Origin of the sequence: Micromonospora sp. FIMYZ51, from assembly GCF_038246755.1 — a bacterium.
GTDB lineage: Bacteria > Actinomycetota > Actinomycetes > Mycobacteriales > Micromonosporaceae > Micromonospora.
In genome coordinates this window covers 6,649,082-6,674,144 of sequence record NZ_CP134706.1, presented here as the reverse complement: position 1 = coordinate 6,674,144, position 25,063 = coordinate 6,649,082, and the positions used below count along the sequence as shown (strand labels likewise).

Below are 25,063 nucleotides of genomic sequence, written 5' to 3'. Positions count from 1 at the left end.
CACCGAGGGTGCCCGCCCGTTCGCGGAGTTGCTTGTCGGCTCAGCCGTTCCGGTCGTTGCCGGGTCTACCGGGCGGGTTGGGCGGACCGTTGCCGGGTCGGTCGTTTCCGTTGCCGCCGTTGTTGCTGCCACCACCGCCGGAGCTGACCTGGATGGTCACGATGCCACCCTTGATGGTGCGACCGCTCGGGCTGGTGCCGGCGGCGGTGCCGGCCGGGCACTCCGAGGCGATCTGACTGCCGGAGACGATCGGTTGGAAACCGGCACCGGAGAGGCGTTGCTTGGCCTGTTCGACGCTTATGCATCGGACGCCTGGGATGCTGCGTTGATCACCCTCGGAGATCTTCTTCCCGGGTGGGTCGAAGTTCTCCCCCTTCTTGCCCTTCATGGCGTCGCGCAGCGTCTCGAAGACCGGCGGGTTGATGCCGTCCGTGGGCTTGTGCTTCATCCTGACGTTGGTCTGCGGCCAGTCCGGGTCGGCCAGGATGCCGGCCACCGCGTACTGCTTGGTCATCGCGACCAGGGAGGCGGTCTTCTCGCCGTCGGTGGTGCCGGACTTGCCGGCGATCGGCTTGCCCACGATGCCCCGGCCCTCGGCGGCCGTACGGCTGCTGCCGCAGCTGCCGCCGGAGGGGTTGTCGCCGACCGGGCAGCGGGCCGCGTCGACGGCCGCCCGGGCCACGTCCGTGCTGAACCGCTTCTCGCAGCGCGGGTTGGCCACGTCCAGCTTGTTGCCGTCCAGGTCGCGGATCTCCTGCACCGGGATCGGCTCGCAGTACTTGCCGTCGGCGGCCAGGGTCGCGTAGGAGTTGGCCAGCTCCAGCGGGGTGGTCTGCGACACGCCAAGGGTGAACGCGCCCCACTGGTGCGCGGACGCCTTGTCGTTGGCGATGTTCGCGTCCTCGCTCTCCCGGAACTGGATGCCCAGGCGCTTGGCCACGTCGACCACGTTCTCCGCGCCGACCTGCTGCTGGAGCGGGACGAAGTAGGTGTTTGTCGAGGAGGAGAAGGCGCTGCGCATGTCCTTCACACCGCCCGGCTTCTTGTCCGAGTTGGTGGGGCAGTAGAAGTGCGTGCCCGGGCAGGCGGCGTCGCTGCTGGGGCTGATGATGTACTCGGACTTGAACTGCTGCGGCGCGTTGATGGGGTAGCTGAGCGGGAGGCCCTTCTCCAGCGCGGCCACGATTGTGTAGATCTTGAAAACCGAGCCGGCCTGGTAGCCGGTGATCCCGTCACCCCCGGTGAGCAGGGGGTTCACCGTGTTCGGGTAGTTGCCGAGCTTGCCCTTGCTCCGCTGCTTCGGGTCGCTGTGCGGCTTGTTCTTCGGATTCTTCGGGTTGTCGAGCTTGAAGTTCCGGTTGACCGACAACGCGCGCACCCGACCGGTGCCGGGCTCCACCACCGCGACCATCACGGCTTCCTTGGAGTTCACCGACTTGGCCTTGCGGACCGCCTTGTCGGCGCCCTCCTGCGCCTGCTTGTCGAGCGTGGTGACGATCGTGTAGCCGCCGCTCTTGAGCCGCCGCTCCCGGTCGTAGGAGGTCGAGCCGAACGTCTCCTGCGACATCCACCAGCGGTAGAAGTAGTCGCAGAAGAAGCCCCAGGAGTTCTTGTTGGTGGCCACGCAGCCGTTCGGCGTCCGCTTGTCCCGGACCTTCAGCTTCACGGCCTTGGCCGCCTCGCCCTCCTCCTTGGTGATCGCGCCGATCTTGACCATGTTGTCGATGACGTAGTCACGCCGGGCGACCGCCTGCGGGTAGCCGCTCTCGGTGGTCGGGTCGAACGAGCTCGGTGCCTTGACCAGGCCGGCCAGCATGGCGGCCTCGTCGATCGTCAGGTCCTTCGGCTTCTTGTTGAAGTAGACCTGGCTTGCGGCGTAGACGCCGTACGCGCCGTTGCCGAAGGCGGCGAGGTTGAGGTATGCCTCCAGGATCTCGTCCTTGGACATCTCCTTGTCCACCTGGAGCGCGTACCGCATCTCGCGCAACTTGCGGGCGCTGGTGTCCTCGGTCGCCGCGATCACGTCGGCCGGGTGGGTGGCCGAGTACGCGATGCTCATCCGGACGAACTGCATGGTCAGCGTCGAGGCGCCCTGCCGGTCGTTGGTCGCCGAGCTGTTGTTGACGAAGGCACGGGCCACGCCGTTGAGGTCGACCCCGTTGTGCTCGTAGAACTGGTGGTCCTCGGCGGCGATGATGGCCTTCTGCATGTGCGACGCGATGTCCGCGAGCTTCACCTCGCGCCGGTTCTCGTCGTACATCGTGGCCAGTGGTGTCTTGGCATCCTTCGCCAGCAGATAACTGATCTGGGGGGCGCGGGCCATCGTCAGTTCCTTCGGCAGCGCACCGAAGGTATCCGCGCCGGCCTTCGCGGCCAGGCCCGACATCGCCACTGCGGGAAAGGCCGCAGCGGCGACCACCACGCCAGCCAACAGCCCACAGATGAGTAGCGATGCGGCGTTGGTCAGGACGTTGTGGTCACGTTTCCGCATCCAGGTCACCTCGTCAGGGTACGCGAACAGGTAACGAGGGGCGCTGCGGCGTCTTTTCCCCATTTCCTGCGCGCGCCGTCCTCGTTGTGCTAGACGCATGGCACCGGTGTCCGGTTGCGTGAACCCGGGCCGAGTTTCCTCCCCGGGAGGCCCGGCCCGCAGCGTTTTCCGGGACTCCGGTGGGGTAAGCGGCGGTCCCCGGCCCGAGAGGCCGGGAGTGTCCGAAATGATGGATTTGGCCGACAACGTTGCGTAATCGGGCGACTACAGAGCATGATGGGGGCGGCGACAGCGCCACATGTCGTCCGTGCTGCCTTGGGGTAAGGCGCGCGGACGTCGGGGGGAGAAACAGCCGGCTGGCCCGCGACGGCGTCGGTGGCAAAGCAAGGGGGGACGTGTACAGATGGGCATGATCACTGACTGGCCGTCACTGGCGGCGTGTCAGAACGGGGACCCGGACGCGTTGTTCGTACAGGGCGCCGAACAGAACGTGGCGAAACGGATCTGCCGGAGCTGCCCAGTTCGATACGAGTGCCTGGCCGACGCGCTGGACAACCGGATCGAGTTCGGCGTGTGGGGTGGCATGACCGAACGCGAACGACGGGCGTTGCTCCGCCGTCACCCGCAGGTCACCAGCTGGCGGAAGATGTTCGAGGCAGCGATGAAGAAGAACGCCAAGGACAAGTCCGGTAAGGACCGGATCCTGGCGGCCACCACCAGTTCCTGACGCTGATGCGGTCAGGAGCGGCTGATCGCCGCGCCGATCGTCCGTAGCCCGTCGACGTCGTGCACGTCGGCGGGCTGCGCCGTCACCGAGACCGTCGGCACCTGGGGGAATGTCTCGGTGAACCGCGCCGCCACCTGCTGTTCGCGTACCGCCTGCTCGGCCAGGGTGGCGTGGGCCCGCAGCACCTCGACGGTGCCCTCGTGACCACCCGCCGTGGCCAGCCGGTCGGCGGCGGCCCGGCTCTCCGACGCGGTCAACTCCGGTACCGCCGGGCGGTGCACCCGGTTGAGCACCAGGCCGGCGAGCGGCATCCGCTCCGCACGCAACCGGCCGGCGAAGTAGGCGGCCTCCCGGACCGCGTCCGGCTCGGGCGCCGCGACCAGCAGGAACGCCGTCTCGCGCGCCTGGAGGATGCGGTACGTCTGCTCCGCGCGCTGCCGGAACCCGCCGAACATCGAGTCGAGCGCGGCCACGAAGCCGGACAGGTCGGTGAGCAGTTGGGTACCGATCACCTTCTGCACCACCCGGGAGAACATCCCGAAGGAGGCGGTGACCAGGCTGAACATGCTGCGGCCACCGGTCCGAGCCGGGGCCAGCAGCATGCGCAGCATCCGGCCGTCGAGGAAACGCGACAGTCGGGCCGGCGCGTCGAGGAAGTCCAGCGCGGAGCGCGACGGCGGAGTGTCCACCACGATGAGGTCCCACTCGCCCCGCGCGTGCAGCTGGCCGAGCTTCTCCATGGCCATGTACTCCTGCGTGCCGGAGAAGGTGGAACTCATCGCCTGGTAGAAGGGGTTCGCGAAAATCTCCGCCGCCTTCGCCGGGTCGGTGTGCGCGAGCACCACGTCGTCGAAGGTGCGCTTCATGTCGAGCATCATGGCGTGCAACTCGCCGCCGCTGGACTCGACGTCGATGCCCTTGACCTGCCGGGGCGTGTTGTCCAGCTCGGTCAGCCCGAGTGACTGGGCCAACCGCCGGGCCGGGTCGATGGTGAGCACCACCGTACGGCGTCCGTGCTGCTCCGCCGCGCGCAGCGCGAGCGCGGCGGCGGTGGTCGTCTTGCCCACCCCGCCCGCCCCGCAGCAGACCACGATCCGGACGCCCGGATCGGCCAGGATCTGGTCGACGTCCAGCGGCGGCGCGGCGTTGTCGGAAGGCACCAATCGAGCGTATCGGGCCGACCGGTGCCGCGCGTGCGGCTGCCGCCAGGTGTGAGTCAATCGCCGCCGACGAGGGCCCTGGCGAGGACGTCCAGGCCGGCGCGGTCCACCCCGTCGGGCAGCAACGGCAGCTCGACCAGGGGCACGCCCAGCTCCACCAGGTCGGCGCGGAGCGAATCCTCCAACTCCCGGCGGATGGCCTGGTCGCGGGCCTCGCCGTGCAGGCCGGAGACGATCCGCTGGTCGGCCGGGAGGCCGGCGGCGCGTAGTCCGCGGGCCAACTCCGCCGCGGTGACCAGCCGCCCCGAGGGCAACGGTGGCCGGCTGCCGTTGATTATCACTTTTCCCGTTCCGAAGCCCAGCGAGGTCAACTCGGCGATCGCGTCGATCGTCTCCTGCACCGGCATCTCTTCGAGCAGGGTCACCACGTGCACCGCGGTCATCGGCGAGCGCAGCAGGGCGGAGACGCCCTCGCTCTGGGTCTTGATCGGGCCGACCTTGGCCAGCCGGGCGGTCTCCGCGGTCACGTTCAGGAACCGGCCGATGCGACCGGTCGGTGGCGCGTCCAGCACCACCGCGTCGTAGACCCGCCGCTGGTCCGCGGTGCGGGTGGTGGCCTCCTTGACCTTGCCGGTGAGCAGCACGTCACGCAGGCCCGGGGCGATGGTGGTGGCGAAATCGATCGCGCCGAGCTTGCGCAACGCCCGGCCGGCCGCCCCGAGCTTGTAGAACATGTCCAGGTACTCCAGCAACGCCTCCTCGGCGTCCACCGCCAGCGCGCACACCTCACCGCCGGCGGGTGCGTCGGCCAGGTGCCGTTCGGCGTACGGCAGCGGCTCGGTGCCGAACAGTTGGGCGATGCCCTGACGCCCCTCCACCTCGACCAACAAGGTGCGCCGGCCACCGGCGGCCAGACCCAGGGCCAGGGCCGCCGCCACGCTGGTCTTGCCCGTGCCCCCCTTGCCGGTCACCACGTGCAGGCGGGCGGGCCAATCGGTGCCGGCCCGATCGGCCGGGTGCTGCGCTGCTCCCACCCGTCGAGGGTATCCATCCGCCGGGTTCAGGAGACCTCGCAGACCCACCAGCCCGACCGGCGGATCACCGTGAAGCGCAAATTCTGGTCCGCGATCTTCTCGTCGGCGGTGGTCACCGTCACCGTGGTGGTCACCGTGGCCCGGTCACCCGTCTCGTTGTCCACGGTCGGGGTGTCCCAACGGAACCGGGGGTTCTGGTGGGTCGACACGTACGTCTCGATCTCGGTGACCTTGGTGCGGATCTGAGCCTGGTCGCGGGCGGCGCTGCACACCATCCGGGCGGCCTTGGCCACGTCCCGCTCCTGGTACACGGCGGTGAGGAAGTTGTCGACCGCCACCGACGGATCCGCCGCGCCCTCGCCGGACTCGGCGTTGCGCAGGGTCAGGAAGGCGGCCACGCCACCACCGGCGCAGAGCAGCAGCACCACAGCCAGGGCGAGGGAGGCCGTCAGGGGGCCACGCCGTCGGGCCGGAACCGAATTCGACTGGTACGGCGGATAGCCGGGCGCGGACGGGCTCTGGTCGCCCGGGCCGGCGGACGCACCGGGTTGGGTCGGCGGGCCGGTGGGGCCGGTCGGGCTGCCGGCGGGTGGCTGGGTCATGGCGTCCCCCGGGTACGGCGTCACCCCGCAGTGGTGGTGAGCGTGGGATCGGGTTGGTCGGGCCAGCGCCCGTCCGACCGGAAGGGTAGCGGTCCGGCGGCCCGGTGCCGAGGGGTCGGTGTCTCGCGGACGGGCGGCGCCATCGGATTCCCGCTGGTCCGGTGTCGCAAATGCGACCGAAGGCTATTGGGCGTGCGCGTCGGCGTTGATGGATCGATGCGCCGGTCCTACCGTCGCTCCGGCACGCCCCGACATCCCCGCGAGCAGCGGGTCTGGACCGTCGGGCGGCGCCGTGACCAGGTACGACGCCCGGAGGCAGTGCATGCGCGACACGAACAACACTCCCCGAACGCAGTTTCCGCCGGGAACCGGAGGGGGCGGCCGGACGGCCGGTGAACGCTCCTTCGGTCGGCCACCCGTGAACGAGCGTTCGTACCGGCGGCCGGTGCCGCCGATCGCCTCGGCCGAGCCGACCGTCGGGCGGGACGACGAGAGCCCCGGGTACGTCATCCACCTGCCGATCCGGGTGACCGACCTGACCGCCGCCACCGCCCTGGCCGGCCGGGTGGCCACCTCCCTGAACTTCCTGCCCGAGTTGGACGCCGGGGAGACCGAGGTGTCGACCGCCGACGACCAGAACAACAGGCACCGGGTCTTCTGCGATCTGCTGCTGCCCGACCGCACCCGGTGTCCCCAGCCGTACGACCACCGGGGTCCGTGCGGTGAGCTGCCGACCGCACCGGAGCAGCGTCCGGCGCCCAGGCCGGGCGGCGGACCGTAGGCTGTGCCCGAAGTGTCCACGCCACGAGGGAGCCCGATGCAGAAGTGGGAATACGCCACCGTTCCGCTGCTGGTCCACGCGACCAAGCAGATCCTGGACAACTGGGGAGAGGACGGCTGGGAACTCGTCTCCGTCGTACCGGGTCCGAATCCGGAGCAGCTCGTCGCCTACCTGAAGCGGCCGAAGTCATGAGCGAGTGGGCCGGAGCATCGGACGGAGTGCCGGCATGAGCAACGGACCGCACGCCAAGTTGGCGGAACTCGGGCTGACGCTGCCGGAGGTGGTGCCACCGGTGGCGAGCTATGTGCCGGCGGTGCAGTCCGGACAGCACGTGTACGTCTCGGGGCAGTTGCCGATGGCCGAGGGCAAGCTGCTCGCCACCGGCAAGGTCGGTGCCGGGGTCTCCGCCGAGCAGGCCAAGCAGCTCGCCCAGCGGTGTGCCCTCAACGCGCTCGCCGCGATCGACTCGCTTGTCGGTCTGGAGAACGTCGTCAAGATCGTGAAGCTGACCGGCTTCGTCGCCAGCGCGCCCGGCTTCGTCGGCCAGCCCGCCATCATCAACGGCGCCTCGGATCTGTTCGGTGCCGTGTTCGGCGAAGCCGGCCGCCATGCCCGCAGCGCGGTTGGCGTCGCCGAACTCCCGCTCGACGCCCCCGTCGAGGTCGAGGTCATCGTCGAGGTCTCCTGACCCTCCGCGATCTTGCAGTTTCCGTCCGGACGAACACCTCTTAGCAGGGCGAATCGGGGAGCGAAACTGCAAGATCGCGGGACCTGGTCCGTGGGGTCGTACGATCGCAGCCATGGGAGGGCATGTGACGGGGGCGGTGACCGCCCTCGCCAGCGAGCTGCCGGAGTGGGTGACCTTGCTGCGGGCGCCCAACCCGGGGCCGATGACGCTTGACGGCACGAACACCTGGCTGCTGCGGGCCGCACCCGGCGAACCGGCCCTGGTGGTCGACCCGGGGCCGGCGGACGAGGGGCACCTCGCGGCGATCACCGCGCAGGGGCCGGTCGGCCTGGTGCTGATCACGCACGGGCACCTGGACCACACCGAATCCGCTGCGCGCCTGCGTGAGCTGCTCGGCGGGGTGCCCGTCCGGGCCGCCGACCCCGCGCACAGCATCGGTGGCCCGCCGCTGGCAGCTGCCGGGATCGACGGGTACGGGCTGCGGATCCGGGTCGTGCCCACCCCCGGGCACACCGCCGACTCGGTCTGCTTCCTCGTCGAGCACGACGACCGGCAGGTGGTGCTGACCGGCGACACCATCCTGGGCCGTGGCACCACCGTGGTCGCCCACCCGGACGGCCACCTCGGCGACTATCTGGCCAGCCTGGAACTGCTCTCGGCGTACCGGGGGATTCCGGCGCTGCCGGGGCACGGCCCGGCGCTGGCCGACTGCGGTGCCGCCGCCGACTTCTACCTCACCCACCGCCGAGCCCGGCTCGACCAGGTCCGGGCGGCGCTCGACGCCGGTGCCCGGACCGCGGCCGAGGTGGTCGCGACGGTCTACGCCGACGTGGACCGCTCGCTGTGGTGGGCGGCGGAATGGTCCGTACGCGCCCAGCTGGAATACCTGGGCCGGGAATCCGGCGGTGACGACGCGGGGTTGGACCAGCCGTGACCTGCCCGGTGTGCGGAACCGTCGCGGTACCCGGCGCCCGGTTCTGCCACAACTGCGGCGCGGCGCTGCCCGCCGCCGCGACCCTGCCCGCCACCGAGCGGCGGGTGGTGACCGTTCTCTTCGGCGACCTGTCCGATTTCACCTCCTGGTCGGAGGATCTCGACCCGGAGCGGGTCGGCGCGGTCACCGACCGGGTGCTGGCCGCCCTCGCCGGTGCGGTCAAGACCTTCGGCGGGCACGTCGACAAGCTGACCGGTGACGGGATCATGGCGGTCTTCGGCGCGCCGGTGGCGCACGAGGACGACGCCGAGCGCGCGGTGCGGGCGGCGCTGTCCATGCAGCGGGCCGTCCGCCGGGTGCTCGACGACGAGCGCGGCGGTGGCGCGCCGCTGGGCCTGCGGGTCGGGCTGAACACCGGGGACGTGATCGCCGGCATCCAGGCCGCCATCGAGTACACGGTCATCGGCGACACCGTGAACACCGCCGCCCGGCTGGCCGACGCCGCAGCCGTCGGCGCGGTCTACGCCGGGGCCCGCACCGCCGCGGCCACCCGGCACGTGTCGAGCTGGCGCGCACTGCGCCCGCTGCGGCTCAAGGGCAAGCGCGAGCCGGTCGAGGCGTACGAACTGCTGGGCCTGCTGGACGCGCCGGGCACCCGCTCGGGTCTCGGTGACGAGGCACCCTTCGTCGGCCGGGAAACCGAGATCGGCCGGGTCGCCGGCCGGCTGGCCGAGGTGATCGACCGCAACGAGCCCCGGGTGCTGCTGATGACCGCCGAGGCGGGCATCGGCAAGTCCCGGTTCGCCGCCGAGGTGGAGCGGCTCGCCGCCGGTTATGACGTGGGTGCCGGCCGGTACGCGGCGCACACCGGTGCCCGGGTGCTGTCGGTACGCTGCGCCGCCTTCGGCGAGCGCCGCCGGCTGGCCCCCCTCGCCGACCTGGTGCGCGCCGCCACGGGCCTGCCCAACGACGCGGCCACCGCGGTCACCCGCCCGGCCGTCGAGGAACGGTTGCGCCGGCTCGGCCAGCGGCTCAGCCGTGGCCGTGGCGAACCCGCCCCGATCGCCGTCGATCAGCTGTTGGCCCTGCTCGGGTACGCCGAACTGCCCGCCGGCGGTTCGGCCGACCAGGGCGAGTGGAGCAGCGCCCAGCCGGCGACCGACGTCGACGCCGTGCCGAATGCGGTGGCCGACCTGCTCAGCGCGCTCGCCGAGGAGGCGCCGCTGGTGATGGTGGTGGACGACCTGCACGACGCCACCGCCGAGACCATCCGGGCGCTGGAGGTGACGCTGTCCCGACTCAGCGGCCCGGTGCTGGTGCTGCTGCTCGGCCGCCCGGAGTTGGTCCGGACCGCCGGCACCCTGACCCGGGTCGCGGACGCCGAGGTGCAGCCGTTGCCGCCGCTGCGGGGTGCCGACGCGGCTCGGCTGCTGACCAGCTATCTGGGCGGCGGACGGCTACCCCAGGCCGACACCGACCGGCTGCTGGCCACCGCCCAGGGCAACCCGTTCTACCTGGCCGAGCTGGTCACCCTCCTGATGGAGCGCGGCGCGCTGACCGCCGGGACGGGCAACGGCTGGCGGCTGGCCCCCGGCTCGCTGGGCAGCCGACTGCTCTCCCGGGACCTTGCGGCGGTGCTCGCCGCCCGGATCGACGCTCTGCCCGCCGAGGCGCGTGCGGTGCTGCGGGACGCGGCGGTGGTCGGCGACACCGTGCCCGACGGCGCGCTGGAGGCGCTGCGGGAACAGCGCGCCGGGCGGGACGGCCGGCCGGCCGCGGTGGCCGCGGTCGAGCTGGAGCGGGCGGTCGAGGAACTCCTGCAACGCCGCATGCTGCACCGCACCCGCACCGGGTACGCCTTCGCGACGCCACTGATGCGGGAGGCCGTGTACGCCGGGATCAGCAAGGCGGAGCTGGCCGAGCGGCACGCCGCGCTGGCCCGCTGGGCGGCACCCGCGCAGGACCGCAGCGACCCCGCCGGTAGCCCGGTGAGCACCCTGACCGGCGCGGTGGCCGGGTCGGGTGGGGTGCCGACCGGCGCGGGCGGGTTCACCGAGGCGACCCGGGACGACTTCGTGGCCGAGCACGTCGCCCGGGCCAGCGCGCTGGCCGATGCGGTCACGCTGCGCCCGGACGCACCGGCCCGGGCGGTGGCGCCGCTGGGCGTCGCCGCGCTCGGTCGGGCGACCCGTCGGGCGCTACAGGCGGGCGAGCCGGCGCTTGCCGTCGAACACGCCGAACGCGCCGCCGAGCTGGCTGGCGTAGGCGGCGTACCGGCTGCGGACCGGGTGCTGCACGCCAGGGCGCTGCTCCAGGTCGGACGGGCCGCCGACGCGCTCTCCTACGCCGAGAAGATCGCCGCGAACGCGGGCGACCAGGCGGCCACCCGGGCCAGCGCCCTGCTGCTGGCCGGGCAGGCCCAGCAGGCGATGGGCGACCTGCGGCGGGCGGAATCGTCCTGGCGGGAGGCGTTGCAGGTGGCCACCGACGCCGACCTGCCCACCCTGCGGGCCTCGGCGATGCGCCGGCTGGGCATGGCGGACTTCCTGGCCGGGCGGCTCGGGCAGGCGAGCAGCCGGCTGGCCGCCGCGTACCAGGTCAGCCTGACGGCGCAGGACCGCCGGGGGCAGGCGTGGTCGTTGCAGAACCTGGCCTGGGTGACCACCACCCGGGGCGACTTCGCCGGCACGGACGCGGTGCTCGGCCGGGCCGCCCGACTCTTCGCCGAGTTGAAGGACCCCTACGGGCGGGCCTGGCTGCGGGGCACCACCGCGTTCGCCCGGCTGCTCGCCGGTCGCCTGCGGGAGGCGCGCCGGCTGGCCCGGATCTTCCTGCCCTTCGGCGAGCGGGTCGGTGAGGCCTGGGCGGTGGGCACCCTGCGGGCGGTCGACGCGTACGCCAACGCCGAGCTGGGCGACCTGGCCGACGCCGACCGGGAGGCGCGCCGGGCGTACCGGGAGTTCGCCGCCGCCTCGGACGACTGGGGGCAGGGCCTCGCGCTTGTGGTCCGGGGGGTGGTGGCCCGTGGGCTGGGCGAGCCGGAGCACGCCGCCGACCTGCTCACCGATGCGCTGTCGTACGCCCGCCGGACCGCCCATCCGCTGCTCACCGGGATGGCCGGCACGCTGCGCGGGTTCGTGGCGCTGGACATGGGTGACATCGACGCCGCCGAGCGGGATGCCCGGGCGGTGCTGACCAGTGTGGAGCCGCACAACCCGCAGGCGCCGGCGCAGGTGGCCCCCCGGGTACTCCTGGCCACGGCCCGACTTGCGGTCGGCGACTCCGGTACCGCGGTCGGCCTGCTCGCCCCGGTCGCCACCGCTGCGGCGACCACGCCCTCGTTGCTCTTCTCCCGCCGGCAGTCGATGGCGCGCTACGCCTCGGCCCTGCTCGCCCACGGGCAACTTGAGCAGGCGCTGGACTGGGCCCGTCGGGCGGTGCACCTGCCGGCTGAGGACGTCCGCAGCCGGGTGATCGCGACAAGCGTGCTCGCCGAGGCGCTCGCCGCCGGTGGTCGGTCGGCGGAGGCGGTGACCTGCGCGGACGAGGCGGTCCGGCTGGCGTACGCCACCGAGCAGCGCAGCGAGCGCGCCGCCGCCGAGGCGTTGCGGGCCCGCCTGCTGGGCTGATCCGACGCTGATCCGACGCTGATCCGACGGCGCGCTGCCCGGTGACCCGGGTCAGGCAAACGGCGGGCTCTCGCGGTGGCCCGGCAGACGTAGTTCTGTCGGTTTCGGTGATGTGCCCGATCGGAGATCGCCGTTACCGTGCACTTTGCACACGGCGGTCAGTTTCGATGGTCGTGCCGTCAAGGGGGAGGGCTCAGATGAGGCTGCCGCGTTCGGTCGCCGGCTGGACGATCGCGGTGTTCGGCGGGTTGGCGTTGCTGATGGGCGCGGTAGGGCTGCTCTGGCCCGAGGCGTTGCTCGGGATGCTCGGTTTCGAGATTCCGGAGACCCGCGCGCCGGGCGACTACACCGGTACCTTCGTCACGGCGTCGTCGATGGCCTCGTTCAACATGGGCGTCTACTACCTGCTCGCCACCGCCACCGAGTGGCGGGCCTTCTACCGCTTCACCGTGGTCTTCCGGCTGGTCACGTTCACCGTCTTCAGCCTCGCGGTGGTGGCCGACGTGGCGCCCGGCCGGTTCTTCGGGGTGGCGCTCTGGGAGGGCCTGGGGGCGCTGGCCACCGCGGCCGGGCTCTGGTGGGACGCCCGCCGGGCGGGGCCGGCAGGTGTGACCGGGGCAGCGGAGGCGCCGGTGCCGGGCGATCGGCGCGGGACCGGGACGCCGGGTGTGGGGCCGGCCGCCGATGCGGTTCGCTGAGCGGCCGGCGCGGTTGGGTATTTTCGATACCGTGACCGACACTCCGCCCGGCGCCCTGCCGACGCCCATTGTGCCCGGTCTGACTGATTTGCAGGTCTTTGCCCGTGGAGGGTACGCGACCGTCTACTCGGCCACCCAGATCTCGGTGGGCCGGGAGGTGGCGGTCAAGGTGGAGAACCGCACCCTGGTCAGCGAGCGGGATCAGGCGCGCTTCCTGCGCGAGGCGCGGGCCGCCGGCCGGATGTCCTCCCACCCGCACGTGGTCGACCTCTTCGACGTCGGAGTCACCATCGACCAGCACCCCTACCTGATCATGGAGCTGTGCGACGGCTCGTACGCCGAACGGATGCGGAACTCCCCGCTGGACGCCGTCGAGGCGCGCGACCTCGGCGTGAAGATCGCGGATGCGATCGCCCACTCGCACGGCGCCGGGGTGCTGCACCGCGACGTGAAACCGGCAAACATCCTCTACTCGCACTTCAACTCGGCGGTGCTTGCCGACTTCGGGCTGGCCGTGGTCGCCGAGATGCGGGACGCCTCGGTCGCCCTGGAGGTGCTCACTCCGGCGTACGCGCCGCCCGAGATGTTCAGCCACAGCCCGCCCTCGCCCGCCGTCGACGTGTACGCGCTCTGCGCCACGCTCTACGCGGTGATGCACGGCCGCCCGCCCCGCTGGCAGGCCGAACGCAATCCGAGCCTGGTCACCGTGCTCGAAATGTTCCATCAGCCGATACCCAGCCTGCCCGGCGTGCCGGATGAGCTGATCGACGTACTTCGGGTCGGCATGGCCAACGATCCGGCGGAGCGGCCGTCCGCCGCAGAACTGCGCGACACGCTCGCCGGCCTGTCGTTGGGGGAGCCGGCGAACGGTCCGGTCGGCCCCGCCGGCACCGCTACCTCCGCCGGCCGGTCCGGGACCGCCCAGGTGCCCGCCCGTGGCGAATCCGGCGGCTCGACCGATCGCCGCCGCCGACGGCGCTGGTTCCTCGGCGCGGCCGGGGTGGTCGCGCTGGCCGCCTCGGCGGGCGTCGGCGCCTGGGCTGCGGGCGGTCCCCGCCGACGCAGTCCACCCTCCCGGTTCGCCCGGCGGCCAGCGGCGCGCTCCGCCCGGGCTGCGCCAGCCTGCCCGAGGAACTGCCCCCCGGTGCCGGGTGCGCGACGGAGTTGGAGTGCTTCGGTCCGGTGCAGGTGCGCGGCCAGCGGGCCGAGGCCAGCCGGGTGTCGTGCGACGCACGGCACACCTGGGAGAGCTACGCCCAGGGCGAGTTGCCCGCCGCGCTGTTCGACGCCGACCACGACGAGATCGTCGCCGATCCGACCGTGCGGCAGGTCTGCAACGAGGAGACCTTCCGGCTGGTCAGCGGGGTCAAGCAGGCATCCGGGTGGAACCTGGAGGTGTTGCCGCCCGCCGACGGCGAGGTCGATCCCACCTACCGCTGCCTGGCCGGACGAGGTCTGGACGGACTTGCCTCGCCGACCCTCACCGGCGGCTGACCCGGGCCGACGACGTCATCGGCCGTGATCGTCGCGGTGGCGGTCCCGTAGCGCGCGTACCGCCTCGCGGTCGCCGAGCGTCTCCAGCGTGTCCGCGTCGATGCCGGGCGGCTCGGCGTTGCCGGCTCCGGCGGCCTGATCCGGGTCCGGTGGGGTTTCGGCGTCCCGCTGCCGGGCGGCGGCCACCGCCACCACGGCGACCGTGCCGCACAGGACGCAGAGCAGCGCCATGGCCACTCCCAGGAGATCCTGACGGCGTCCGGCGATCAGCGACGCCAGTAGCCAGCTCGCCGCCACGAACGCGACGATCGCCACCACCCGTGCGCTGAGTCCGGGAAACCGTCTCACTCGTCCAGAATGTCGGCGATCGCCGATCTGTCAACCAGGGTCGCCGGCTACCGCCGCAACAGGTGACAACATCGAGGCGGAGAGTGACGAGGCGATTACGCTGGAGTGCGCTACGCCGGAATCAGGGATGTGCCGTCGACTCAGTACGACTTGTCCTGGCCGAGTACGTGTTGGGCGATGAAGTTGAGAATCATCTCGCGGCTGACCGGGGCGATCCGGCCCGCGCGTACCGCGCCGAGCAGGGTGGCCACGCCGTACTCGGTGGTCATACCGGCACCGCCGAGCGCCTGGACGGCCGTGTCCACCGCCAGAGCCGCCGCCTCACCGGCGGCGTACTTGGCCATGTTGCCGGCGACGCCGGCCTCCAGGTCGCGGCCGGCGTCGTAGAGCGCGGCGGCCTTCTGGATCATCAGCCGAGCCAGTTCGACCTGCACGGAGGCGTGCGCAAGGGGGTGCGAGACACCCTGATGGGAGCCGATCGTGCGGCCACCCCACACCTTCCGGGTCGCCGTGTACTCCGCGGCCCGCTCGATGGCGTACCGGCCGGTGCCGGCACCCATCGCGGCGACGGTGATCCGCTCCGGGTTCAGCCCGGCGAAGAGGGCCGGCAGGCCGGCCTCCAGCGACTCGCCGATCAGCGCGTCGGCGGGCAGGCGTACGTCGTCGAGGTAGAGCAGGAACTGGTGCTCCGGGGAGACGATCTCCATGTCCAGCTTGGACCAGGTAAGCCCGGCGGCGTCGGTCGGCACGAGAAAGAGGGTCGGCTTGAGTTTGCCGCTCGCCGCGTCCTCGGTGCGGGCCACCACGAGCACGTGCTGAGCCTCGTCCACCCCGGAGATGTAGCACTTGCGGCCGGAGAGCAGCCAGTCGTCGCCGTCGCGGCGGGCCACCGTGCCGAGCCGGTGGAAGTTTGACCCGGCCTCCGGTTCGGTGATCGCGAAGACGATCTTCTGGGACCCGTCGGCCAGGCCCGGCAGGTGGCGTTTGCGCTGTTCCTCGGTGCCGTGCCGGTTGATGACGGTGGCCGCGATGGCGGGGGAGACCACGAGCAGCAGCAGCGGGCAGCCGGCCGCCGCCAGCTCCTCGCAGACCAGGGCCAGCTCGGTGATGCCGCCGCCACCTCCGCCGTACTCGGTGGGAATGTTGACGCCCAGGTAGCCGAGCCGGCCAGCCTCGTGCCACAGCTCGGTGGTGGGCTCGCCGGCCCTGGCCTTCTCGACGAAGTAGCGGTGGCCGTAGCGCCGGCCCAGCGCCCGCACTGCTTCCCGCAGCTGGTCCTGCTCGGGGGTGAGGTCGAAGTTCATGCCGGTACCTCCTGGGAAGGGTTGACCACGGCCAGCACCGCACCCGTGTCGACCTGCCCACCGTCAGGCACGGGCAACTCGGTGACCACACCGTCGGTGGGCGCGAGCACGGGGTGTTCGAGCTTCATCGCTTCCAGGGTCAGCAGCAGATCACCGGCGGCGACCCGCTGGCCGACCTCGACGTGCACCCGGCTCACCGCGCCGGGCAGCGGAGCGAGCAGCGACCCGGCGGCCAGCTCCGCGGTGGGCAGCGGGAGACGGGGCAGCTCGGTCAGGCTCGCCGCCCCGTCCGGGCCGTCCACGAAGATCTCCGCCCCGCTCCGCTGTACGCGGAACGTCCGCCGAACCCCGTCGATGTCCAGCACGACCCGGGCGGGAGTGGCCTCGATCAGGCTTACCTGCGGCGGTGACCCGGTGCCGGGCGAGGTGGACCACTCGGCGAGCCGGCCGGCGCGGTCCAGCCGGTAGCGCACCTCGATCTCCTCGCCCTCGCCCCAGGCGAAGCGGGTGACCTGCGGAAACGCCGGAACGTTGCGCCAGCCGGAGGGCAGCCCGGCCAGCACCGGCGCGGCAGCCCGGCGGGCAGCGGCGCAGCCGAGCGCCGCCGCCAGGGCGACGAGCGGAAGCTGCCCGGCCGGCAACAGCGGGGCGAAGAGCTCGGGGTGCCGGTCCAGGAAGCCGGTGTCCACCTCCCCGGCGGTGAACTCCGGGCTGCGCAGGATCCGGACCAGCAGGTCACGATTGGTGGTCACGCCGTGCAACTCGGCCCGGGCCAGCGCACCGGCAAGCGCCCGGGCGGCCGAGGCGCGGGTCGGTGCCCAGGCGATCACCTTCGCGAGCATCGAGTCGTAGTGGACGCCCACCACCGATCCGGCGAGCACGCCGGAATCGAGCCGCAGGCCCCTGGTCGGCGCGAACTCACCGGCCACGCCGGGAAACGCGAACCGGTGCAGGGTGCCGGTGGCCGGCCGGTACCCCTGGGTCGGGTCCTCGGCGCAGAGGCGTACCTCGATCGCGTGGCCCTCGGCCGGCGGGGTCGCCGCCAGCGGCAGGGGCTCGCCCTCGGCGACGAGCAGTTGCAGCCCGACCAGGTCCAGGCCGGTGGTCGCCTCGGTGACCGGATGCTCGACCTGGAGCCGAGTGTTCATCTCCAGGAAGTAGAGATCTCCCGCCGGAGCGAGCAGGAACTCCACAGTGCCCGCGCCGACATAGTCGACCGCCCGGCCGGCGGCCACCGCCGCCTCGTGCAGTCGCTGCCGCACCCCCTCCGGCAGGACGCCGGGCGCCTCCTCGACGACCTTCTGGTGCCGGCGCTGGATCGAGCAGTCCCGGACGCCGAGGGCGAGCACCGTACCGTGGGTGTCGCCGAGGATCTGCACCTCGACGTGGCGACCCCGTTCGACGTACCGCTCGATGAAGATCGTGCCGTCGCCGAACGCCGACGCCGCCTCGCGGCGTGCGCCGGCCACGGCCTCGGCGAGCCCGTCGGCGTCGCGGACCACGCGCATCCCCCGCCCGCCACCACCGGCGGCGGCCTTGACCAGCGCCGGAAAGTCGGTGACCTGGTCGGGGTCGGTCCAGGTCGGCAGCATCGGTACGCCGGCCTCGGCGAGCAGCGCCTTGGCCGCCAGCTTGTCGCCCATCGCGGCGATCACCTTCGGCGGTGGCCCGACCCAGGTCAGCCCGGCGTCGATGACCGCGGTGGCGAACTCAGCGTTCTCGGCGAGGAAGCCGTAGCCGGGGTGCACGGCGTCCGCGCCGGCCCGACGCGCCGCGGCCAGGAGCAGGTCGATCCGCAGGTACGTCTCGGCAGGGCTGGCCCCGGGCAGCCGGACGGCGTGGTCGGCCTCGGCGACGAAGGGCGCACCGGCGTCCGCGTCGGAGTGCACGGCGACCGTCTGCACGCCCACCGCCCGGCAGGTGGCGAAGACGCGGCGGGCGATCTCTCCCCGGTTGGCCACCAGCAGTCTTGTGATCATGAGGGCCGGGCCTGCCTTTCGTTCGCGACTGCGGGACTCCGCTTCGCTGCGTTCCTCGCGCTCACCGGGGCCTGCTTTTCGTTCGCGACTGCGGGACTCCGCTTCGCTGCGTTCCTCGCGCTCACCGGGGCCTCACATCCGGAAGACGCCGAAGCCGTCGGCGCCTCGCACCGGAGCGTTGTGGACGGCCGACAGGCAGAGACCGAGGACGGTACGGGTGTCCCGGGGGTCGATCACCCCGTCGTCGTAGAGCCGTCCGGAGAGGAAGAGCGCGCCGGACTGGGACTCGATCTGCTGCTCGACCATCATCCGCATGGCGGCGTCGGAGTCGGCGTCGAACTCCTGGCCCCGCGCCGCGGCGGCCTGCCGGGCCACGATCGAGAGCACCCCGGCCAGCTGCGCCGGACCCATCACCGCAGACTTGGCGTTCGGCCAGGTGAACAGGAACCTCGGCTCGTACGCCCGGCCGCACATGCCGTAGTTGCCCGCGCCGTACGAGGCGCCCAGGTTGACCGTCAGGTGCGGCACCTTCGAGTTCGACACCGCGTTGATCATCAATGCCCCGTGCTTGATGATGCCGCGCTGTTCGTAGGAGGTGCCGACCATGTAGCCGGTGGTGTTCTGGAGGAAGATCAGCGGAGTGTCGGCGGCGTTGGCGAGCTGGATGAACTGGGTCGCCTTCTGCGCCTCCTCGCTGAACAGCACGCCCCGGGCGTTGGCGAGCACGCCTACCGGGTAGCCGTGCAGCTCACCCCAGCCGGTGACCAGCGCGCTGCCGTAGGCCGGCTTGAACTCGTCGAACTCGCTGCCGTCGAGCAGCCGGGCGAGCACCTCGCGCGGGTCGAACGGCACCTTGAGGTCGTCGCTGACGATGCCGAGCAACTCCTCCGGGTCGTACCTCGGCGGCACCGCAAGCGCCGTGCGCGGCGGTGGGCCGTGCTTGCGCCAGTTCAGCCGGCGTACGCACTGCCGGGCCAGCCGGATGCCGTCGCGTTCGTCGGCGGCGAGGAAGTCGGCCAGGCCACTTGTGGTGGCGTGCATGGCCGCGCCGCCGAGCGACTCGTCGTCGGCGTCCTCGCCGGTGGCCATCTTCACAAGTGGCGGCCCGGCCAGGTACACCTGCGAGCGTTCCCGGATCATGATGGTGAAGTCCGACATGCCGGGTACGTAGGCACCGCCGGCGGTGGCGTTGCCGAAGACCACGCTGACCGTGGGGATCTTCTCGGCCGAGAGCCGGGTCAGGTCACGGAACACCCGGCCACCCGGGATGAAGATCTCCGCCTGGGTGGGCAGATCCGCGCCGGCCGACTCGACCAGGTTCACCATCGGCAGCCGGTTGGCCAGGGCGATCTCGCCGGCCCGCCGGGTCTTCGCCAGCGACCACGGGTTCACCGCGCCGCCGCGTACCGTCGGGTCGTTGGCGACCACCAGGCACTCGACGCCCTCGACCACGCCGATCCCGGTCACCACGCTGGCCCCGACCGGAAAGTCCGTGCCGTACGCGGCCACCGGCGACAGCTCCAGGAACGGGCTGTCCGGGTCGAGCAGCAACTCGATGCGTTCCCGGGGGAGCAGCTTGCCGCGCTTGTGGTGGCGGGCCACGTACTTCGCACCACCACCGGCCCGCGCCTGGTCGAGGGCCGCCGCCAACTCGGTGAGGCGTTCCAGCAGCGCCTCCCGGTTCGCCCGGTAGGCCGGCGAGGCGGTATCCACCGTGCTCTCCAGTGCGGTCACCGCGGCACACCCTCCTCCGCAGGTAGGTCGACGATCCGGGCGCGTAGCAGTTCGCCGAGCGCCTTGGCCTGCGGGTCGAACCGGGTGGAGGCGGCCACCCCCGGCCCGAGCAGCCCTTCGATGACGAAGTTGACCGCCCGCAGGTTCGGCAACTCGTACCGTTGCACGGTCAACGGGGCGGTCTCCGGCAACAGTTCGGCCAGCCGGTCAACGGTCAGCCATTCGCGCAGCCAGGCCCAGGTCGCGTCGGTACGCGCCCAGACGCCGAGGTTCGCGTCGCCGCCCTTGTCGCCCGAGCGTGCCCCCACCACCTCGCCCAGCGCCCCCCGCCGCGTCACGTGCAAGGAAGGGCCCCCTGTTAACGCCTGGTGTTGTATAGGGGCCCCCTGCAAACACGTCACCGGCGGCGGGGCGATCGGCACCCGGGAGCCGTCCGGCAACACGGCGACGTGGGCGACGTCGCCCTGCGGCACGGTGTCGGTGGTGAAGACGCCGTACGGCGTGGCGTCGCCGGGCGGCGTGGTCAGCGTGCAGCCCGGATAGGAGGCCAACGCCAGCTCCACCGCCGCCGCCGAGAAGGCCCGCCCGGCCCGCGCCCGGTCACCGTCGCGCAGGTGTACGTGCAGCAGCGCGCTTGCCGTCTCGGTGTCGACGGCATCCGGATGGTCGGTACGGGCCAGGGTGAACTCCAGCCCGTCCGGGCCGATCGACTCGGTCAGCTGTGCCCGGACCAGCGCGGCCTTGGCCGGGATGTCCAGCCCGCAGAGCACGAACGTCATCGAGTTGCGGAAACCGCCGAGGTTGTTGATGCCGACCTTCAGCGTCTCCGGTGGGGGCGTACCCCGGACGCCGCAGACCCGGACCCGGTCCGGCCCGTCCTGGTCGAGCGTCACCGTGTCCAACCGGGTCACCACGTCCGGCCCGAGGTAGGCAGGCCCGCCCACCTCGTACAGCAGTTGGGCGGTGACCGTCTCGACGGTGACCGCACCGCCGGTGCCCGGGTGCTTGGTGAGCACCGCCGAGCCGTCCGGGTACAGCTCGGCGATCGGGAAGCCCGGCCGCTGCCCGCCGTCGGGCAACTCGGTGAAGAAGCTGAAGTTGCCGCCGGTCACCTGCGCGCCGCACTCGATCAGATGCCCGGCGACGGTCGCCCCGGCCAGTGCGTCCAGGTCGGCGCGTCCCCAGCCGAAGTGCGCGATGGCCGGGCCGACGACAAGCGAGGCGTCGGTGACCCGACCGGTCACCACGACGTCGGAGCCACTGGCGAGGCAGCTGGCGATGCCGAACGCGCCGAGATAGGCGTTGGCGGTGAGCGCGTCGGGCCTGGCCAGCGCGTCGCCTTCGACGTACCCGACCTGCACGTCGAGTCCGAGCCGGTCGGCGAGCGACCGGATGGCGGCGGCCAGGCCGGCGGGGTTGAGGCCACCGGCGTTCGTGACGATCCGTACGCCCCGGTCCAGCGCGGTGCCGAGGGTGCCCTCCAGTTGCCGGAGGAAGGTCTTCGCGTACCCGAGGTCGGGGTCGCGCATCCGGTCCCGGCCCAGGATGAGCATGGTCAACTCGGCCAGGTAGTCCCCGGTCAGCACGTCCAACACGCCGCCGTCGAGCATCTCCCGCCAGGCGGAGAAGCGGTCGCCGTAGAAGCCGGAGGCGTTGCCCACCCGCAGCCGCTCGCCGATCTCGGTGTTCCGGCTCGGCCCGGTCATGCTGGCGCCCCGGCTTCCGGAGCCCGGCCGCCGCCGTCGGCGGCCGTACGCAGGGCGGTGAGCTGCTGTTTCCAGGTGTGCAGCAGGGCGGACCGGCGGGCCGAGTCGTCGCTGAGCAGGTTGGCCACGCCCAGTCCACGCAGCAGGTCCAGGGTGGCCTGCACCGCCTCGCGTACGCCAGGCCGCCGCTCGTCCACGCCGAGCAGGTCGATGGTCAGCCGGTACATCTCGCGGCCGATCCGGGTTTCGAGGGGCAGCAGGGCGGTACGCAGCTCGGCGTCGGTGCGGGCAGCCACCCAGAGTTCGAGGGCGGCGACGAAGAGCGGCCCGGTGAAGGCGGCGGCGAGCAGGTCCACCACCCGGTCCAGTCGGCCGGGGCCGGTCGGCAGGGCCTGGGCCTCGCTGCGCAGCTCCGCTGCCCGGCGCTCGGTGAGGTGCGCAACGGCGGCGGTGACCAGGGCGTTCTTGGTGGGGTAGTGGTGCAGCTGGGCACCCCGGGACACGCCGGCCCGGGCCGCCACGAGCGTCGTGGTGGTGCCGGACCAGCCATGCTCCACCAGACACTCGACGGTCGCTTCCAGCAGCCGGGCCTGGGTGGCTCGGCTGCGTTCCTGTTGAGGGACGCGGGTCGATGTGGTCGGCACGGGCACAGCTTGCCGTCCGCGAAACAAACAGTCAAGCCTGACTTTTTCTAGCACGGCATCCGGCCAAGGCGTGACCAGCACCGCCGTTATCCGGGCAGGAATGACCGAGAGCCGGCGGTGGCGCGGGGACGGGCGAGGGTGACGGTCAGACGCGGGCGCGGCGGGCCAGGCGCTCCGGGTCGAGGATGATGATGCTCTTGCCGTCCAGCCGGAGCCAGCCGCGCGAGGCGAAGTCGGCGAGCGCCTTGTTGACCGTCTCCCGGGAGGCGCCGACGAGCTGGGCGATCTCTTCCTGGGTCAGGTCGTGCGTCACCCGCAGCACGCCGCCGTCCCGGGTGCCGAAGCGGCCGGCCATCTGGAGCAGGTTCTTCGCTACTCGACCGGGCACGTCGGTGAAGATCAGGTCGGCCAGTGCGTCATTGGTCCGGCGCAGCCGGCGGGCGAGCACCCGGAGCAGCTGCTCGGCGATCTCGGGCCGGTTGTTCAGCCACGGCCGCAGGGCCTGCTTGCGCAGTCGGGCCAGCCGGCTGTCGGTCACTGCGGTGGCGGTCGCCGTACGGGGGCCCGGGTCGAAGAGCGACAACTCGCCGACCATGTCAGACGGGCCCATCACCGCAATCAGGTTCTGCCGGCCGTCCGCCGCCCGGCGGCCTACTTTGATCTTGCCGGACAGCAGGATGTAGAGGCTGTCGCCGGGCTCGCCCTCGTTGAAGACGACCTCGCCCTTGCGGACCTCGATCGTCTCCATCTCCTTGGCGAGCGCCTCGGCTGCCTCCGGGTCGACTCCCTGGAAGATCCCGCTGCGGGCCAGTACCTCGTCCATCGCGCACCTCCGGTTACGCGTGCCGTCCGTCGGCGGGGTCTGCCGTCCGCTGATCCGTCGCGCGCCGACCAGTCTAGGCGCACGTGAGCAGGAATCGGAGGTGCACCCCGGGAATCTTGATCGTTGGACGTAACGTGCCCGTCGAGATCACCCGGTAACATCCCGCGCCGCCCCGATCCGGCCCCGACCCTCTCGCGCCTCGGGCCGCTGCCGCACCCCGGGGCGCTCGGGCGGGCCGCCGCCCTCAGCCGCCGGGCCAGGGTGCCGCCGGTGCACCCCGTCGGCGGCCATAGGGTGACCGCGTGCTGAGCGATCCCCTGCTGACCGGGCGCCACGAGGACGGGCGGGACATTCCGGTGCTGGTGTGGCGTGCCGCGCGGGCGCTGCGGGCGGTCAGCACCGCGCCGTTGGGCGGCGGGATAGGCGTACGGCGGTGGGTGCTCAACGCGACCGTGCCCATGTCGTACGACCGGGACGACCCCGCCGACCACCTGGCCGGCATGGCCCGCCGGCTCGGCCTCGACGGGCCGGGGGTGGGTCTGTTGACCGGGGTGGACGTCGGCGAGGTGGTGGCGCGGGCGGACAGCGGCGTGCGGGTCTGGGCCACGGTCGGGTTGGGCATCCCGGTTCCGGCGGCGGCACCGGCCCAGGTCGTGCCGCAGCGGGTCGGCACGGTAAACGTCGTGGCCTACGTCCCGGCCCGGCTGGGCGACGCGGCGCTTGTCAACGCGGTGGCGACGGCCACCGAGGCGAAGACCCAGGCGATCGCGGAGCTGGGCCTGCCCGGCACCGGCACCCCGACCGACGCGGTCACCGTGCTCTGCCCGCCGGGCGGGCCGGTCTGCGACTACGGCGGTCCGCGCTCCACCTGGGGGGCACCGCTCGCCCGCGCGGTGCACGCCGCGGTGCTGGCGGTCGGGACCGACACCGTCCCATGGTCGGATCGGCTGCCGGGCTGAACCTCGCCACCCGATCGGCCCTCGTGGCGGCGTTTCCTGCCCGGTAGGGTCGCCCCCGATGTACTCTGCCGTCCCTGCCCCGCCTCGATCCCGCCGGCCCGCCGTGGCCGCGGTCGCCGCGCTGCTCGCCGCCCTCCTGCTGGCCGGCTGCGCCGAATCCGCCGAGGGGCCGATCTGGCAGCCCGGCGCGGGTGGTGGTGGCAACGCCGCACCGGTCGAGTCGAGCCCACCGGCACCCAAGCCGATCTCGCTCTCCGCCACCGGCGACATCGTGATGGCCATGGCGCCCAACCGGATGCCGCCGAACAACGGCAAGGGTTTCTTCGACTCGGTCAAGAAAGCGCTCGCCGCCGACCTGGTGATGGGCAACCTCGAAGAGCCGTTGACGGTGGACACCGGCACCGGCAAGTGCGGGGCCAACTCGACCCGCTGCTTCCAGTTCCGGGCGCCGCCGGAGTACGCCAAGCATCTGGCCGACGCCGGGTTCGACCTGCTCAACCAGGCCAACAACCACGGCAACGACTTCGGGCCCAAGGGGTACGAGAACACCCAGAAGGCCCTGGAGGAGCACGGTCTGGAGCACACCGGTGCGCCTGACCAGATCACCGTGGTCGACGTCAAGGGCGTCCAGGTGGCGGTCGCCGGCTTCTCCTCGTACGCCTGGTCGAACAGCCTGATCGACATCCCGGCCGCGAAGAAGGTGATCGCCAAGGCCGCCACCATGGCCGACATCGTGGTGGTGCAGGTGCACATGGGTGCCGAGGGGGCGGAGATGACCCGGGTCCGGCCAGGCACCGAGATGTTTCTCGGCGAGAACCGGGGCGACCCGATCAAGTTCTCCCGGGCAATGATCGACTCCGGGGCCGACCTGGTGGTCGGCCACGGCCCGCACGTGCTGCGCGGCATGGAGTTCTACAAGGGCCGGCTGATCGCGTACAGCCTGGGCAACTTCGCCGGTGGCGGCAACTCGCTGAGCAACACCGGCCGGCTCGGCTGGGGCGGGGTGCTCAAGGTCAAGCTCAATCCGGACGGCAGTTGGGCGGGCGGCTCGTTCGCCTCCACCTACATGAACGACGCCCGCAAGCCGACGATGGATCCCGACGACCGTGGCCTCGGGCTGCTCCGGGAGTTGACCAAGCTCGACTTCCCGGACTCCGGCGCGCAGTTCGACGACTCCGGCAAGATCAGCCCGCCGGACGCCGACTGACGCCGGCCGGGCGGACGGGCGCCGACTCCGGCTCTGCCGACTGACGCCGGCCAGGTTGACCGACTCCGACTCCGGCTCTGCCGACTGGCGCCCGGCCGGGCTGGCGGGCCGGCGGGGGAGT

Annotated in this window: 20 protein-coding genes and 1 pseudogene; 10 read left to right on the top strand and 11 right to left on the bottom strand. The window is 72.2% G+C overall.

Going from position 1 to position 25,063, the window contains the following annotated elements; translation table 11 throughout:
• Nucleotides 1-40: 40 nt before the first annotated feature.
• Nucleotides 41-2,491: a transglycosylase domain-containing protein gene (locus QQG74_RS30025; RefSeq protein ID WP_341717991.1), complete on the bottom strand. Its 2,451-nt coding sequence runs from the start codon at nt 2,489-2,491 to the stop codon at nt 41-43.
• Nucleotides 2,492-2,894: 403 nt separating this feature from the next.
• Here QQG74_RS30025 and QQG74_RS30020 point away from each other — a divergent pair, with 403 nt between their 5' ends.
• Nucleotides 2,895-3,218, top strand: coding sequence for a WhiB family transcriptional regulator (locus tag QQG74_RS30020; RefSeq protein WP_341717990.1), 324 nt, complete (start codon nt 2,895-2,897; stop codon nt 3,216-3,218).
• A gap of 11 nt (nt 3,219-3,229) precedes the next feature.
• On the opposite strand, the gene QQG74_RS30015 is transcribed toward QQG74_RS30020, so the two are convergent.
• Genes QQG74_RS30015 through QQG74_RS30005 form a run of 3 tightly spaced genes read right to left on the bottom strand, consistent with a single transcriptional unit; the run spans nt 3,230 to nt 6,014 of the window.
• The gene (locus QQG74_RS30015; protein WP_341717989.1) at nt 3,230-4,381 is read right to left on the bottom strand and encodes an ArsA-related P-loop ATPase; all 1,152 of its coding nucleotides are present in this window, start codon (nt 4,379-4,381) and stop codon (nt 3,230-3,232) included.
• A 53-nt stretch (nt 4,382-4,434) separates the two neighbouring features.
• A complete protein-coding gene (locus QQG74_RS30010) occupies nt 4,435-5,412 on the bottom strand; it encodes an ArsA-related P-loop ATPase (protein ID WP_341717988.1) in 978 nt (325 codons plus the stop codon).
• Nucleotides 5,413-5,438: 26 nt separating this feature from the next.
• The gene (locus QQG74_RS30005) at nt 5,439-6,014 is read right to left on the bottom strand and encodes a hypothetical protein (protein WP_341717987.1); all 576 of its coding nucleotides are present in this window, start codon (nt 6,012-6,014) and stop codon (nt 5,439-5,441) included.
• A gap of 322 nt (nt 6,015-6,336) precedes the next feature.
• Here QQG74_RS30005 and QQG74_RS30000 point away from each other — a divergent pair, with 322 nt between their 5' ends.
• The 7 genes and pseudogenes from QQG74_RS30000 to QQG74_RS29970 all read left to right on the top strand — a co-directional run.
• Nucleotides 6,337-6,795, top strand: a complete 459-nt coding sequence (locus QQG74_RS30000) for a hypothetical protein (RefSeq protein ID WP_341717986.1) — start codon at nt 6,337-6,339, stop codon at nt 6,793-6,795.
• A gap of 36 nt (nt 6,796-6,831) precedes the next feature.
• The gene (locus QQG74_RS29995) at nt 6,832-6,987 is read left to right on the top strand and encodes a DUF4177 domain-containing protein (RefSeq protein WP_091080361.1); all 156 of its coding nucleotides are present in this window, start codon (nt 6,832-6,834) and stop codon (nt 6,985-6,987) included.
• A gap of 34 nt (nt 6,988-7,021) precedes the next feature.
• Complete coding sequence (locus QQG74_RS29990) at nt 7,022-7,483, top strand: RidA family protein (protein ID WP_341717985.1); 462 nt, start codon at nt 7,022-7,024, stop codon at nt 7,481-7,483.
• Between the two features lie 112 nt (nt 7,484-7,595).
• Complete coding sequence (locus QQG74_RS29985) at nt 7,596-8,417, top strand: MBL fold metallo-hydrolase (RefSeq protein ID WP_341717984.1); 822 nt, start codon at nt 7,596-7,598, stop codon at nt 8,415-8,417.
• Nucleotides 8,414-12,046: an adenylate/guanylate cyclase domain-containing protein gene (locus QQG74_RS29980; protein ID WP_341717983.1), complete on the top strand. Its 3,633-nt coding sequence runs from the start codon at nt 8,414-8,416 to the stop codon at nt 12,044-12,046. The genes QQG74_RS29985 and QQG74_RS29980 overlap by 4 nt, the downstream gene beginning before the upstream one ends.
• Before the next feature lie 197 nt (nt 12,047-12,243).
• On the top strand, nt 12,244-12,744 hold the full coding sequence (locus tag QQG74_RS29975; protein ID WP_341717982.1) for a hypothetical protein: 501 nt from the start codon (nt 12,244-12,246) through the stop codon (nt 12,742-12,744).
• Between the two features lie 31 nt (nt 12,745-12,775).
• A pseudogene (locus tag QQG74_RS29970) lies at nt 12,776-13,795 on the top strand (serine/threonine-protein kinase); the annotation flags it as partial.
• 458 nt (nt 13,796-14,253) lie between these two features.
• Here the strand turns inward: QQG74_RS29970 and QQG74_RS29965 are convergent.
• The 7 genes from QQG74_RS29965 to QQG74_RS29935 form a co-directional block, all read right to left on the bottom strand.
• Nucleotides 14,254-14,586: a hypothetical protein gene (locus QQG74_RS29965; protein WP_341717981.1), complete on the bottom strand. Its 333-nt coding sequence runs from the start codon at nt 14,584-14,586 to the stop codon at nt 14,254-14,256.
• Nucleotides 14,587-14,726: 140 nt separating this feature from the next.
• The gene (locus QQG74_RS29960; protein WP_341717980.1) at nt 14,727-15,890 is read right to left on the bottom strand and encodes an acyl-CoA dehydrogenase; all 1,164 of its coding nucleotides are present in this window, start codon (nt 15,888-15,890) and stop codon (nt 14,727-14,729) included.
• Nucleotides 15,887-17,869: a biotin carboxylase N-terminal domain-containing protein gene (locus QQG74_RS29955; RefSeq protein WP_341717979.1), complete on the bottom strand. Its 1,983-nt coding sequence runs from the start codon at nt 17,867-17,869 to the stop codon at nt 15,887-15,889. Before QQG74_RS29955 ends, QQG74_RS29960 begins: the two co-directional genes overlap by 4 nt.
• A 132-nt stretch (nt 17,870-18,001) precedes the next feature.
• Nucleotides 18,002-19,603 carry a carboxyl transferase domain-containing protein gene (locus QQG74_RS29950; RefSeq protein WP_341717978.1) on the bottom strand — a complete coding sequence of 534 codons (1,602 nt, stop codon included), beginning with the start codon at nt 19,601-19,603 and terminating at the stop codon, nt 18,002-18,004.
• Nucleotides 19,600-21,282 carry an acyclic terpene utilization AtuA family protein gene (locus QQG74_RS29945; protein WP_341721444.1) on the bottom strand — a complete coding sequence of 561 codons (1,683 nt, stop codon included), beginning with the start codon at nt 21,280-21,282 and terminating at the stop codon, nt 19,600-19,602. Before QQG74_RS29945 ends, QQG74_RS29950 begins: the two co-directional genes overlap by 4 nt.
• Before the next feature lie 23 nt (nt 21,283-21,305).
• The gene (locus tag QQG74_RS29940; protein ID WP_341717977.1) at nt 21,306-21,953 is read right to left on the bottom strand and encodes a TetR/AcrR family transcriptional regulator; all 648 of its coding nucleotides are present in this window, start codon (nt 21,951-21,953) and stop codon (nt 21,306-21,308) included.
• Nucleotides 21,954-22,098: 145 nt separating this feature from the next.
• The gene (locus tag QQG74_RS29935; RefSeq protein WP_013736306.1) at nt 22,099-22,776 is read right to left on the bottom strand and encodes a Crp/Fnr family transcriptional regulator; all 678 of its coding nucleotides are present in this window, start codon (nt 22,774-22,776) and stop codon (nt 22,099-22,101) included.
• 302 nt (nt 22,777-23,078) lie between these two features.
• Here QQG74_RS29935 and QQG74_RS29930 point away from each other — a divergent pair, with 302 nt between their 5' ends.
• Nucleotides 23,079-23,735, top strand: a complete 657-nt coding sequence (locus QQG74_RS29930; protein WP_341717976.1) for an adenosylcobinamide amidohydrolase — start codon at nt 23,079-23,081, stop codon at nt 23,733-23,735.
• 58 nt (nt 23,736-23,793) lie between these two features.
• Nucleotides 23,794-24,942 carry a CapA family protein gene (locus QQG74_RS29925; protein ID WP_341717975.1) on the top strand — a complete coding sequence of 383 codons (1,149 nt, stop codon included), beginning with the start codon at nt 23,794-23,796 and terminating at the stop codon, nt 24,940-24,942.
• The last annotated feature ends 121 nt before the right edge of the window (nt 24,943-25,063 follow it).

Excerpts from the sequence above, each read along its gene's own strand:
- QQG74_RS30025 (WP_341717991.1), bottom strand. The coding sequence starts at position 2,491 with ATGCGGAAACGTGACCACAACGTCCTGACCAACGCCGCATCGCTACTC.
- QQG74_RS30020 (WP_341717990.1), top strand. The coding sequence starts at position 2,895 with ATGGGCATGATCACTGACTGGCCGTCACTGGCGGCGTGTCAGAACGGG.
- QQG74_RS30005 (WP_341717987.1), bottom strand. The coding sequence starts at position 6,014 with ATGACCCAGCCACCCGCCGGCAGCCCGACCGGCCCCACCGGCCCGCCG.
- QQG74_RS30000 (WP_341717986.1), top strand. The coding sequence starts at position 6,337 with ATGCGCGACACGAACAACACTCCCCGAACGCAGTTTCCGCCGGGAACC.
- QQG74_RS29995 (WP_091080361.1), top strand. The coding sequence starts at position 6,832 with ATGCAGAAGTGGGAATACGCCACCGTTCCGCTGCTGGTCCACGCGACC.
- QQG74_RS29990 (WP_341717985.1), top strand. The coding sequence starts at position 7,022 with ATGAGCAACGGACCGCACGCCAAGTTGGCGGAACTCGGGCTGACGCTG.
- QQG74_RS29985 (WP_341717984.1), top strand. The coding sequence starts at position 7,596 with ATGGGAGGGCATGTGACGGGGGCGGTGACCGCCCTCGCCAGCGAGCTG.
- QQG74_RS29975 (WP_341717982.1), top strand. The coding sequence starts at position 12,244 with ATGAGGCTGCCGCGTTCGGTCGCCGGCTGGACGATCGCGGTGTTCGGC.
- QQG74_RS29960 (WP_341717980.1), bottom strand. The coding sequence starts at position 15,890 with ATGAACTTCGACCTCACCCCCGAGCAGGACCAGCTGCGGGAAGCAGTG.
- QQG74_RS29955 (WP_341717979.1), bottom strand. The coding sequence starts at position 17,869 with ATGATCACAAGACTGCTGGTGGCCAACCGGGGAGAGATCGCCCGCCGC.
- QQG74_RS29935 (WP_013736306.1), bottom strand. The coding sequence starts at position 22,776 with ATGGACGAGGTACTGGCCCGCAGCGGGATCTTCCAGGGAGTCGACCCG.
- QQG74_RS29925 (WP_341717975.1), top strand. The coding sequence starts at position 23,794 with ATGTACTCTGCCGTCCCTGCCCCGCCTCGATCCCGCCGGCCCGCCGTG.